A 12,355-nucleotide genomic window follows, 5' to 3' on the forward strand; every position below is an offset into this window, starting at 1 on the left:
CACCGTCAATGTCCTCAACCGACAGAAGCCGAACGTCATGAACATCCAAGCCAGCGAACGTCCCGCATCCCATCTTTTCTACGTCGCGCGCCTGCGCCGGCCACTGGTCAACCGGGCAGAGGGCATCTATTTCTGGACACAGGACGGCCGCCACGCCGGACGAGGCACGGGCGATGCTTTCGCTCAAGGGCAGCGATCGGGTAGCGTGCTGATGGTGGACCCTTCACCCCCATTGCCGCACGTCCGTCTGGTCGTGGCCGAGGACGCCAAGCTGATCCATGCCGGCTTGCTGACGATCGCGAAGTACCTTGGTTCGGAGGAAAGGGTCACCTCGACGCCGGACGATATCCGCAGGCACGGCTTCGGTGCGCAGCAGGCCTTCACCGTGCTGATCGCCGAAATCGAGGGAGCGTTCGCTGGCATGTGCCTCTTCTTCCAGAGTTTTTCCACATGGCGCGGGCAGAAGGGTGCCTATATTCAGGATATCGTCGTCGAGGAGCGGTTTCGTGGTGCGGGCGTCGGGGGTGGCGCTTCTACGCCATACGGCAGCGCATATCCGCGCGAGCGGTGGTACTTACCTACGTTTGTCCGTCGACGCGAAGAACGTCCCGGTGCAGCATTTCTACGAGCGGATGGGGCTTTCCTGGGCTGAAGACGAGCGCATTCATGCCGCCTATGGCGATGCCTTCGAAGCGCTTGCCGGGCTGCATGAGAGCGGGGTTTGAGGGGAAAAACATGAAGACCTTCTATGCGAACGAACAGAAGAAGCATGATCCGAAGATGTTCCTGTCGAGCGGCGCGGCGCAGCCCAATCCGGAAAAGCCGGAGCGCGTCGAGCGGCTGCTTGCCGGCGCCAAGGCAGCGGGCTGCGAGATCGTCAGGCCGCGTGATCACGGCGTAAAGCCGATTGCCGCCATCCATACGCCCGAATATATCGAGTTCCTGCAAAACATCTTCCTGCGCTGGCAGCGGATCGAGGGCGCATCGGAAGAGGTGATGCCGAACATCCATCCGCTGGCCCGCACCGGCGGCTATCCCGCCTCCGCTGTCGGTCAGGCCGGCTATCATATGGCCGATACCGCCTGCCCGATTTCCGCCGATACCTGGGGCAGCGCCTGCTGGAGCGCCTGGAGCGCGGTCGAGGCGGCGGAAGTCGTGCTGGCCGGCGAGCGTTCTGCCTATGCGCTTTGCCGCCCGCCGGGTCACCACGCCTTTACCGATGTTGCCGGCGGCTTCTGTTTCCTCAACAATTCGGCGATTGCCGCCCAACACCTGCTCGGTTCGTCCAAGCGCGTCGCCATCCTCGATGTCGACCTGCATCACGGCAACGGCACGCAAGGAATCTTCTACGCCCGCAACGACGTGCTGACAGTGTCGCTGCATGCCGATCCCGTGCGCTTCTATCCCTTCTACTGGGGCAATGCCGACGAGCGCGGCGAAGGCCCCGGTCTCGGCTATAACTTCAACCTACCGCTGCCGCGCAAGACGGTCGATGCGGAATTTTTGGAAGCGCTTGATGTCGCCAACCGCCGCATCGAAGCCTATGGGCCAGACGCGCTGGTCATCGCACTCGGCCTCGATGCCTTCGAAGGCGACCCTTTCGGCGGGCTGTCCGTTTCGACGCCCGGCTTTGCCCGGATCGCCGAGGCGATCAGCGGGCTCGGCTTGCCGACGGTTATCGTTCAGGAAGGTGGTTATCTGTGCGACGCGTTGAGCGCCAATCTAACGTCGTTCCTGACGGGGTTTGTCCATTGACGGCGTGTTCGTTAGCATTGCGCTAAATGTTCCATAAATTGGATTATCTGACTCACATCTGTAGCCGCAAAGTTGAAGTGTCCTGTTTCTGCAAAGTTGGAATGTCACTCTGCCCGCGTTTGAATGACGTGGGAGATTGCGGATGGGATTGATTGCGATGAGCGAGCGCGATCTGCAGCGGATCGAGGTTTTGTCGAAGGTCATTGACGGCCGGATGACGATGGTGTCGGCGGCGCATGTTCTGGGCTTGAGCGAGCGCCAGGTTCGCCGGCTGCTGGAGCGGATCAGGACGAACGGTGCGGCGTCGATCCGGCACAAGGCGATCGGGCGTCCATCGAACAATGCAGCCGCGATCCCAATGATCCCCAACGGAGGAGAGCAAATGCCCTTTAAGACAATTCTCAGTGTGATGGGCACGACGGAGATCGATGGCGATCTCCGTGTGGCGACCGATCTCTGCATTCAAGTCGGGGCCCATTTGAGTGCTCTTGTCGTAGCCGTGGCGCCGCAACCGACCGGAAGATGCGCAACGCTTTCGCAGGGATGGCTGGACCAACGCGAGCGAAACCTGCAGCAACTCGACGAATGCGTTAGGCAGGTTCGCGAAAAGCTGGCGCGAAGCGAGATCTCGTTTGACGTCGACAGTCTCTGCGTGGAAGTGGCCGGGGCGAATTTCGACATTGGCGAGCGTGCGCTCTACGCCGATCTCGTCCTGGCTGGCCCCAGTGTTTTTCAGGATCCCGATCTGAAGCAGCAGGTCGTTGATGGCGGCCTTTTCCAGGCCGGCCGGCCGCTGCTGATCGCGCCGCGTGACAGCACACCGACGCTGCAACCGAAAACAGTCCTTTTGGCTTGGGACTCGCGTGCGTCATCCGCACATGCCGCGCAGCAAGCACTCGAACTCATGGTGAATGCCGGTTCCGTTCACGTCACCATGGTGGATCCAAACGCGGCGCTCAGGGCAAGCGGTGAAGAGCCCGGCGCGGACGTCGCCGCCTATCTCGCCCGCCACGGCATCAACGTGACGGTCGACACATTACCGAGCGCGGGTCGGTCGGTGACCGAAGTTCTTCAGCAACATGCCCTCGACGTCGATGCCGATCTCATCGTGATGGGCGCATACGGCCATTCCCGGCTGCGCGAGCTCATCTTCGGCGGCGTCACGAGATCGATGCTCGAGAAGGCGAGGTTCCCCGTTCTGATGGCGCGCTGAGCGCGCGGAAAGATCAACGCGGGAACGACCATCGCCAGGTTCGCTGCAATAGGAGGACACCATGTCGAAGACACGAATTCCACATAAAAGCTGGGTACTGGTATGCGATGGAGCCAAAGCCCTCATTCTGCGCAACGACGGTGACGCGGAACGGCCCAATCTCGTTCCGGTTGACGTCGCCTCAGAATATCAACCGCCGACGCGCGATCTCGGAACCGACCGCCCGGGCCGCGTCTACCAGTCACAAGGCGGCGCTCGAAGCACGACTGAGGAGACGGATTGGCACGACCAGGCCGAGGAGGCGTTTCTCTCTCACATTGCCGAGAAGCTCGATGGCTTGGTGCGCGACCATGGCATCACCAATCTCGTGCTCGTTGCGCCATCGCGCGCACTCGGCATCCTGCGAAAGTGCCTCAGCCCTTCTGCTCGCGCCACCGTGACCGCCGAAGTGGCAAAGGATCTGGTAAAGGTTCCCATCCCGGAGATCGAGCACTATCTCTCGGAATGACATCTCGGCGATTTGAACAGCTGGGGGCCTGCCCCCGGAACGGGGCGCAGGCGATGCCTCGCAAACCGAGGAGCGACCGGTGGAAGAAGAAGCATCGGCCATGGCACTGCGCGGGCGCGACCTGACCAAGACCTATCGTATGGGCACGATAGAGGTTCACGCGCTGCGGGGCGTCGACGTCGATCTCGGCGAAGGGGAGCTGGTGGTCCTGCTCGGTCCATCGGGAAGCGGCAAATCGACTTTGCTCAATATCCTCGGCGGTCTCGACAAGCCGACAAGCGGCAGAGTCCTGTTTCGCGATCGTGAGCTCGATATGGACAGCGAACACGCACTCAACCTTTACCGGCGCAACCACGTCGGCTTCGTCTTCCAGTTCTACAATCTGATCCCCAGCCTGACAGCACGTGAAAACGTCGCCCTCGTGACAGAGATCGCCAGGGATCCCATGCCTCCGGCCGAGGCGCTGGCGATGGTCGGTCTCGGCGATAGGCTGGATCACTTCCCCGCGCAGCTTTCCGGCGGCGAGCAGCAACGGGTCGCCATCGCCCGCGCGATCGCCAAGCGACCGGACCTGCTGCTTTGCGACGAGCCGACCGGCGCGCTCGACAGCAAGACCGGAATCCTTGTCCTCGACGCGATCCTGCGGATCAACCGGGAGATTGGGACAACCACAGCGCTCATTACGCACAACGCCGTCATTGCAGAGATTGCCAATCGCGTGCTCTACTTCGCCGACGGGCGCATCGTCGAAACGCGGCGCAATGCCGTGCAGCGCGCGCCGGCCGAACTCGCCTGGTGACCATGATGACCAGTTTGGACCGAAAGCTTCTTCGCGAACTTTGGCGGCTGAGGGCGCAGGTGTTGGCCATCGCACTCGTCATCGCTTCCGGCACGGCACTGCTCATCATGGCCCTGACGACGATCGAGGCGCTCGAGGAGACGACCGCCGCCTACTATGAGCGAACGCGCTTTGCCGATGTGTTCGCCGACGCTAAACGGGCGCCCGAATATCTCGGACGCGATATCGCGGCCATACCCGGCGTGAGGCTCGCCGAAACGCGCATCGTTGAAGGCGCCATTCTCGACATGGCCGGCTTTTCCGAGCCCGTTGTCGCCCGGTTGATTTCGCTGCCTGAACGGGGCCCTGAGCTTCTTAACGCATTGGTGATCCGGTCGGGGCGCCTAGCCGACCCGACGCGGCCCGACGAGGTGGTGGTCAGCGAACCCTTCGCCGAGGCCCACCGATTGAAACCCGGCGACAGTTTCAATGCCGTCTTGCGCGGCAGAAAACGCAACCTGCAGGTCGTCGGCACGGCGCTCAGTCCGGAATACGTCTATGCCATCGCCCCCGGCGGCCTCATGCCGGACGACGAGCGCTTCGGCGTATTGTGGATGGGCAGGGATGCGTTGGCGGCAGCCTTCGACCTCAAGGCGTCCTTCAACAGTGTGACGCTTAGCCTCCTGCCTGATGCGGACGAAAAGGATGTCATCCGCAGGCTCGATGGCCTGCTTTCCCCCTTCGGCGGCGTGGGGAGCTATGGCCGTCCGGATCAGACGTCGAACTGGTTCCTCGAAAGCGAGATCGCGCAACAGAAAAACATGTCACGGATCATGCCGGCCATCTTCCTTGCGGTCGCCGCCTTCCTGACCAACATGGTGATGGCCCGCTTGATCCAGACCGAGCGCCGCGAGATCGGGCTCCTGAAGGCCTTCGGCTACGGCAATTGGGCGATCGGCTGGCACTACGCCAAGATGGTTCTTGTCATCGGCACGATCGGCATCCTCTTCGGCTCGTTGATCGGCGCCTGGCTCGGCCATTGGAATACGGAGCTCTACACGAAGTTTTACCGCTTCCCGTTTCTCCTCTATCGTCCCGGCCCGGCGGGCTTCGTGATTGCCGGGGCGATCAGTCTGGCAGCCGCACTGGCCGGCAGCCTGGCGGCGGTGCGGCGTGCGGTCCGGCTGCCGCCGGCGGAAGCCATGCAGCCACCTTCTCCGCCAATCTATCGGCGCGCCTTCGCGTCGTGGACGGCACTGGCCGGCGCTCTGGACGAACCGTCGCGCATGATCGTGCGGCGCATCATCCGATGGCCGGTGCGGGCATTCCTCGCCAGTCTCGGCCTGGCCATGTCGGTCGCCGTGCTCATTATGGCGCTCCAATGGGTCGACGCCATCGATTCCCTTGCCGAAACCGTCTTCGAGCGCGGACAGCATCAGGACGCGACCGTCGCGTTCAACGACCTGCAACCGATCGACGCGATCAGGGATTTCGAGCATCTGCCCGGCGTCCTGGCGGCTGAACCCTATCGCTATGTCGCGGCGCGCATCAATCACGGACATCTCATTGAGCGGCAGGGCATTATTGGCGTGCCGCCCCGAGCCGTCCTCAGCCCCGTCTTCGACGTCGAGCGCGGACGCCTGGAGGTGCCGCCCGGCGGGCTGATGCTCTCTGTCAAACTGGCCGAACTACTTGAGGTCAAGGCGGGCGATATCGTCATCGTCGAGCTGCTGGAAGGGCGCCAGCCGCGGGTGAGCCTGCCGGTGGTACAGGTCTTCGAAACCTATATCGGCAAGCCCGCCTATATGGACATGGCCGCGCTCAACAGGATCGCGGGCGACGGACGCGTCGTGAGCGGCCTGCACCTGCGCGTCGATGCGTCAAGCCGCACGACCCTGCTGACACGGCTCAAGGATACGCCCCACATTGCCGCCGTCCTGTTCCGCCACGCCGCCATCGACACCTTCTACAAGACCATGGGCGAAACGATCTTCATTTTCATCGGCTTCTTCGTCGCCTTTTCGCTGACGCTCTCCGTCGGCGTCACCTACAATTCCATCCGCATCGCGCTCTCCGAACGGGCGCGCGAACTCGCGACCCTGCGCGTCCTCGGCTTCAGCCGCTGGGAAATCTCCTATATCCTGCTTGGCGAAGCCGGCATCCTGACATGGGTCGCGATCCCGCTCGGCGCGGTCATCGGTTTTGGCCTGGCATGGTACATGACGAGCGCCTTTGAAACTGAACTGTACCGCGTCCCGCTGGTTCTGCGCGACGCAACCTACGGCAAGGCTGCGCTGATCGCGCTAGCGGCCGGGCTGATCTCTGCTGCGGTGGTGCGGCGGCGGCTCGATCATCTGGATCTGATCGCGGTGCTGAAAACAAGGGAGTAGCAGGTGAGTATCGCGAAACGCCGGCTGGCAATCTGGGGCGGCTTGCTGGCCCTGCTCGTGGCAGGCATCACCTATGCTTTGCGGCCCCAGCCAATTCCGGTCGACCTCGCAACCGCCGAGACCGGCCTGCTGCGCGTTGCCATCGAAGAGGAGGGCGAAGCGCGCGTTCGCGACGTCTACACGCTTCATGCACCGCTGCGGGGCCAAATGCAGCGCATCACGGCCGAGGCCGGCGATATCGTCAAAGCCGGGGAGACGCAGCTGGCGCAAATCGAGCCCGCCCCTCCGGCTTTTCTGGACGTGCGCTCGGAGGCGGAACAGCATGCCGCCGTCGAGGCGGCGCGGGCGGCGCACAAGCTCGCCGCCGCGGAACTCAACAAGGCGAGAGCCGATCTGACCTTCGTCCAGGGTGAACGCGCACGCGCGCGCCTGCTGATCGAGCGCAGTACGATCTCGCAGCGCGCCCTGGAAGACGCAGAGCGTGCCTACAACGTCGCCGAAGCCAATCTTGCCACAGCCGAAGCCGCGTTGAATGTGCGCGAGCACGAACTGAAGCAGGCCCAATCGCGCCTGCTGTCACGCCAGGAAATGCAAAACCGCAGCGGCCCGTGCGAGTGCGTGCCGGTGTCGGCTCCGGTAAGCGGGGTGGTTCTGCGCGTCATGCGCCGCAGCGAGGGCGTCGTGGAGGCGGGCACCGCCCTGCTGGAGATCGGCGACCCCGCCGATCTGGAAATCGTCGTCAATCTGCTCTCGGAAGACGCGGTCAAGATCAAGCCGGGGCAGAAAGCCATCATTGCCGGTTGGGGCGGCGAGGATTTGAAAGCGATCGTGCGGCGCATAGAGCCGTTCGGCCAAACGAAGACTTCCGCCCTCGGAATAGAAGAGCAGCGCGTCGATGTCGTGTTGGATTTTGCCGATCCGCCCGACCATTGGCGACAGCTTGGACACGGCTATCGCGTCGATGTGCAGGTCATCCTTTTCGAAGGCGAAGTCCTCAAACTGCCGCTCGGCGCCTTGTTCCGGCAGGGCGACGAATGGGCCGTGTTCGTCGCGCAAGAGGCGCGGGCACGATTGCGCCCCGTTGTTGTCGGCCAGCGAAACAGCCTCTCAGTGGAAATCCAAAAGGGGCTACGGCCCGAGGAAAAGGCCATCCTCTATCCGAGCGACCGCATCAAGGACGGCGTAGCAATCATTGAGCGTTAACGGCATGGCATTCGCCGCAACATCGGTCGTTGCGCCAACGGCACCTCCGAGGAGTTCCTATAGGGAGTGACCTCAACCTCGTGCCGCCCGCCTCTGCCGACGCAGAGTGCCGAAACGAAAGTCTTCGACGGCCGTGCGGAGCATCAGCATCTCTCCGATCGTTTCGTAGTTCATCATACCGACAAGACGCCGGTGATTATCGACCACCGCAGCGGCCGGAGCATTGCGGCTCTGCATGATGCGAAGGCTCTCGTCGACGGGTGTCCGCTCGTTAATGCTGGGGATATCGACGCGCATGACACTTCGTACCGGCGTATTCACGCCTTTGTCCGTCATTGCACTGATCAATCCAGCACGCGTCAGCAGGCCCTCGAACTGACCATCCCGGTCGACCACGGGAAATTCGCTCTGGCCGGTCGCAAGCAAAAGCTCGACAGCTTCGCTGAGGTTCGCCGAGGGCTGGAGGGTAGCGAAAGCCGTTACCATGACATCGCTGACGACCACGTCACCCGAAATCTCCTGCAGTTGAGCGCCTTGTGCTTCCGCCTCCGCCGCGAGGTAAACGAAGATTGCGACGAGGATGAGCAGCGGATTGTAAAACAATCCTGCAAGCCCCATCGCAAAGGCAGCACCCTGCCCGATCGTGGCAGCGACTCTTGTCGCGCGCGCCCAGGACCAGCGCCAGGCAAGGATCGCCCGCAAGACCCGACCACCATCCATTGGAAAGGCAGGTATCATGTTGAACAGCACGAGGAAGATGTTGACGCCGGCCAACCTGACAAAAAAGCTGACGCGGGGGTTCTGCGGCTCGGCAAGTTGCTCCAGACCGACGACGCCCCCCAGCGCCGCAACGAGGAATGCGGCGATCATCACGTTGACCAGGGGACCCGCGACGGCGATCACCAACTCCTGAAGCGGCTCGCTCGGATTGCGCTCCAGCCGCGCCACACCGCCGATCGGCAAAAGCGTGATGTCGGGCGTCTTGATGCCAAAGTGGCGCGCGGCAGCAATGTGCCCGAATTCATGCAGCACCACGCATGTGAACACGGCGACGATAAAGGCGACGCCTTCCCAGGCGGCAGGTGTTCCACCGATCCGATAGTGCATGAACCAAATCCAGACGAGCAAAAGGGCAAAGGTCATGTGCACACGGATTTCGGTGCCCGCAATCGTCCCAATTTTAAAGGACCATCCCATAGGATTTCACCTGTCTACTGGCCGAGCCCATGACAGTCGGCCTGCCTGTCTTCGTGAGCTTGCAGCTTCGCGCAACGAAACGCGCTGGAGCACGGAGATAAGCTGCCTCACGAGCTAAAACGTTTCTGTACCCTCATTCAACTTCAATTCGGTGCGCGGCCCCCGCTCGTAGAACATCCACTGAGACTTTCCCGTCCGAATCTTCCAGAATTTCACGTACTCGATCGCGTCGTGGGCGTTTTTACCGTCGGGTGCGTTGGGGCTTTTCTCCTGCTCGCGTTTCCTACTGTCACCGTTGCTGGTGGCGGGGATGCAAGTGCCGCTATCGCACAAAAAGGTCTCGAACTGGCTCAGTCATCAGCCGCATCCAAAACACTGTCCGGCAATTGAACTAGCAAGCCGAAAGTCCGTGTAAGAAAATCGTCGCTGCAAGTGTCGCGACGATGACAAAAATCGCATCCGATTTGTGGGAGCGGACCGACGATGATGTCAGGAATTCAGCGCGCTGTTCAAATCACGCAGCCCGACCATCAGCACCATGGGATCGGACGGCGAAGGCAGGAAGCCGACCGCTTCATAGAAGGCTCGCGCATCATCCGAGATCGCATGCACCAGCACGCCGCGGATACCTAGGATTTCAGCGGCATTGAGCAGACGCAGGCCTGCGTCGCGCACCAGCGCCCTGCCGATACCGCGCCCCTGATAGGTCTGGTCGATAGCGAGGCGGCCGAGGACGGCAACCGGAATCGGATCGGGCATGTTGCGTCGGAAACGGCCAGGTGCTTCCGGCTGCTTTACCGCGCCGGAGGCGAGCGCATAATAGGCGATGACATGGTTGCCCTCGCACACGACGAAGGTACGTGACGCACCGCCTGCCTGATTGGCGCGGGCGCGGCGACGCAGCCAGTCGTCGAGTTCAGGGACGCCGGAATTGAATTCGGCCAGTTCGTGATGGTCGGCCAGTGGCGCCGGTGCGCTGAGGGTCACGCCTCATCCCACGGCGCTTTGGTCGACATGGTGCGTTTCAGACGCTCATTGGGCTGTACGGGCGCATCGAGCCGGGCAAGGTACTCGGCATAGATTTCGGGGCTGACCGTAAAGATAGTGCGGTCGAGCAGCACTTCCTCGGCGCGGCGCTCGGAAGCCTCCAGCATGAAATCCGTGCGCGTCCTGCCAAGCAGCTCGGCGGCACGGTCGATCAGGTTGCGGGTCGCGGGCTTGATGCGCATATTCAGCGGTACGCTAGCGTCCGGACTTTTATTGGTCTGCGACGTGGGCATGGGAACCTCCTATTTTCTCCCACTATATCGTAACGACATCATCTTTACAAGCGCCGTAATGATATTGTCGTTACAGACGCGCCATAATGGGAGGCAGGATGCGCGATCGGGATATAGGAAAACGGTTGGTCGAGGAAATGAACCTCGAAGCCTTCCTTGATGTCTTGCATTCTAAGGGGCGTCCACAGATGCACCAAGCTCCCTTGACGGCGGCGTGGGGGTTCTTGCCGGCGACACTGGCGATCGGTCCAAGGACGAAGGTAATAGTCTTCCAAGTACCATCTTGTCTCCACCTATTTCGGCCCGGCCGTCCGGATTGACGATCGCATATTGCCGATATCCGACCAATCCTGCGCCTTATGGATAGTCCGGATGGCAGCGGCCTCTTTGTCCCAATCGGGAGGTGTAACGTCACGTGCGCGACGCAAGGCGTCGTTTGTCTGCGAACAGCCATCGGGTACCTCTTTTTCTGATGGATCGTTGCACGCCAAAAAGCGCTATCTTTGGCTGTCGCCCCGCAGCTTCGGCCCTATGAACTGAACGGCGACACGAGGCCTGACCTGCGAAAGCTCGATCAGGCCTCAACCATGAGGCCTGATCGCCGCAGCACGGACCGCCGCAGTGCCCCTGATTTCGGTTGGGGCCATCGTGTTCCCCAACGAGGATCGGGCTTACGAGCTAAGGCATTGTTGATAAATAACTGAATCGCGACTGTTGTTTTTGGCGGGTTTTGGGATTCCCTTTTAGCTCGGAACCTGTAGAATCACGGCGTGATTGACGAGGCGGCCATCCAACTGCGCTACACGGCGCTCGCTCCGGTTCTGGACGAGCGCGGACGGCGGCGCTTTGCGGCGGCCGAAGCGTTGGCGGCCGGCCGCGGCGGGGTGACGGCGGTCTCCCGGATCACGGGTCTGGCGCGCAGCACGATCACGCGCGGTTTAGCGGAATTGCGCGGCGAGGCACCGCCGGAGGCGGCTTCGGATCGGGTTCGTCGCCAAGGCGGCGGCCGGCGGTCATTGGCCGCCACGGATGCGACGCTTTTGGCCGACCTCAAGGACCTGGTCGAGCCCGCCACGCGTGGCGATCCGATGGCACCGCTGTTGTGGACGGCCAGGAGCCTGCGCAATCTGGCGAGCGGGCTTGGCGCGCTTGGCCATCGCATCGGCCACAACGTGGTGGCCGATCTGCTGCGCGAGATGGGCTACACCCTGCAGGCCAACCGCAAGACCCGCGAGGGAACGAACCATCCCAACCCGCGATGCCCAGTTCGGCTACATCAACGATCGGGTGAAAGAGGCGCTGGCGGCAGCTGAGCCGGCGATCTCGGTCGACACCAAGAAGAAGGAACTGGTCGGCGACTTCAAGAATGGCGGCCGGGAATACAGCCCAAAAGGGCAGCCCGAAGCGGTCCGGGTGCACGACTTCCTCATCCCCGAGCTCGGCCGGGCGGCACCCTACGGGGTCTACGACATCGCCGACAACGCCGGCTGGGTCAGTGTCGGCATCGACCACGACACGGCCAGCTTCGCGGTCAACAGCATCCGCCGCTGGTGGCAATCGATGGGATGTCAACGCTATCCAAATGCGACACGGCTGCTGATCACCGCCGATTGCGGCGGTAGCAACGACGCCCGCGTCCGGCTGTGGAAGCGTGAATTGCAAACGCTGGCCGACGAACTCGGCCTGGCCATCACCGTCTGCCATTCGCCGCTCGGCACCAGCAAATGGAACAAGATCGAGCATCGCCTCTTCTCGTTCATCACCAAGAACTGGCGCGGCAAGCCGCGCGTCAGCTACCAGACCATTGTCCAACTGATCGCCGCAACCACAACCAAAGCCGGCCTCAAGGTCAAGTCCGAGATCGACACCAATGCCTACCCGGCCGGCGTCAAGGTCAGCGATGCCGAGATGGACGCCATCAACATCCATCGCCACCAATTCCACGGCGATTGGAACTACACCATTAGCCCAACCAAACCGATAGCGACGCGATAATTTATCAACGAAGCCTTAGGGTGACGAAACCGCCGA

General features: G+C 62.1%; 11 protein-coding genes and 1 pseudogene. 9 read left to right on the forward strand and 3 right to left on the reverse strand.

The annotated features are described in order from the left end of the window. Nucleotides 1-211 precede the first annotated feature (211 nt). From ACSQ3F_RS28725 to ACSQ3F_RS28760, 8 genes and pseudogenes are all read left to right on the forward strand, one after another. The gene (locus ACSQ3F_RS28725) at nucleotides 212-652 is read left to right on the forward strand and encodes an N-acetyltransferase family protein (protein WP_436103660.1); all 441 of its coding nucleotides are present in this window, start codon (nucleotides 212-214) and stop codon (nucleotides 650-652) included. 83 nt (nucleotides 653-735) lie between these two features. Next, a complete protein-coding gene (locus ACSQ3F_RS28730; protein WP_436103560.1) occupies nucleotides 736-1,755 on the forward strand; it encodes a histone deacetylase family protein in 1,020 nt (339 codons plus the stop codon). A 142-nt stretch (nucleotides 1,756-1,897) separates the two neighbouring features. Next, a pseudogene (locus ACSQ3F_RS28735) lies at nucleotides 1,898-2,242 on the forward strand (helix-turn-helix domain-containing protein); the annotation flags it as partial. 12 nt (nucleotides 2,243-2,254) lie between these two features. After that, nucleotides 2,255-2,968, forward strand: coding sequence for a universal stress protein (locus ACSQ3F_RS28740; protein ID WP_436103661.1), 714 nt, complete (start codon nucleotides 2,255-2,257; stop codon nucleotides 2,966-2,968). 61 nt (nucleotides 2,969-3,029) lie between these two features. Continuing rightward, nucleotides 3,030-3,476 (forward strand): baeRF12 domain-containing protein, encoded by a 447-nt coding sequence (locus ACSQ3F_RS28745; RefSeq protein WP_436103561.1) that lies wholly within the window; start codon nucleotides 3,030-3,032, stop codon nucleotides 3,474-3,476. Nucleotides 3,477-3,555: 79 nt separating this feature from the next. Beyond that, nucleotides 3,556-4,275 (forward strand): ABC transporter ATP-binding protein, encoded by a 720-nt coding sequence (locus tag ACSQ3F_RS28750; protein WP_436103562.1) that lies wholly within the window; start codon nucleotides 3,556-3,558, stop codon nucleotides 4,273-4,275. A gap of 5 nt (nucleotides 4,276-4,280) precedes the next feature. Next, on the forward strand, nucleotides 4,281-6,644 hold the full coding sequence (locus tag ACSQ3F_RS28755) for an ABC transporter permease (protein WP_436103563.1): 2,364 nt from the start codon (nucleotides 4,281-4,283) through the stop codon (nucleotides 6,642-6,644). Between the two features lie 3 nt (nucleotides 6,645-6,647). Next, nucleotides 6,648-7,847, forward strand: a complete 1,200-nt coding sequence (locus tag ACSQ3F_RS28760; protein WP_436103564.1) for an efflux RND transporter periplasmic adaptor subunit — start codon at nucleotides 6,648-6,650, stop codon at nucleotides 7,845-7,847. Nucleotides 7,848-7,919: 72 nt separating this feature from the next. Here ACSQ3F_RS28760 and ACSQ3F_RS28765 read toward each other — a convergent pair whose 3' ends face one another. The 3 genes from ACSQ3F_RS28765 to ACSQ3F_RS28775 form a co-directional block, all read right to left on the reverse strand. Beyond that, the gene (locus ACSQ3F_RS28765) at nucleotides 7,920-9,044 is read right to left on the reverse strand and encodes a site-2 protease family protein (protein ID WP_436103565.1); all 1,125 of its coding nucleotides are present in this window, start codon (nucleotides 9,042-9,044) and stop codon (nucleotides 7,920-7,922) included. Nucleotides 9,045-9,533: 489 nt separating this feature from the next. Next, a complete protein-coding gene (locus ACSQ3F_RS28770) occupies nucleotides 9,534-10,031 on the reverse strand; it encodes a GNAT family N-acetyltransferase (protein ID WP_436103566.1) in 498 nt (165 codons plus the stop codon). Beyond that, nucleotides 10,028-10,324, reverse strand: coding sequence for a DUF1778 domain-containing protein (locus ACSQ3F_RS28775; RefSeq protein WP_436103567.1), 297 nt, complete (start codon nucleotides 10,322-10,324; stop codon nucleotides 10,028-10,030). The genes ACSQ3F_RS28770 and ACSQ3F_RS28775 overlap by 4 nt, the downstream gene beginning before the upstream one ends. A gap of 770 nt (nucleotides 10,325-11,094) precedes the next feature. Here ACSQ3F_RS28775 and ACSQ3F_RS28780 point away from each other — a divergent pair. Next, nucleotides 11,095-12,319, forward strand: a protein-coding gene (locus ACSQ3F_RS28780) for an ISAzo13 family transposase (protein WP_436103568.1) whose coding sequence is annotated in 2 segments (ribosomal slippage) — nucleotides 11,095-11,577 and nucleotides 11,579-12,319 — 1,224 coding nt in all. Because the reading frame shifts where the segments join, the coding sequence is not laid out codon by codon here. The last annotated feature ends 36 nt before the right edge of the window (nucleotides 12,320-12,355 follow it).

The organism is Pararhizobium sp. LjRoot238 (assembly GCF_964252955.1).
In the GTDB taxonomy this organism is placed as follows: domain Bacteria; phylum Pseudomonadota; class Alphaproteobacteria; order Rhizobiales; family Rhizobiaceae; genus Pararhizobium.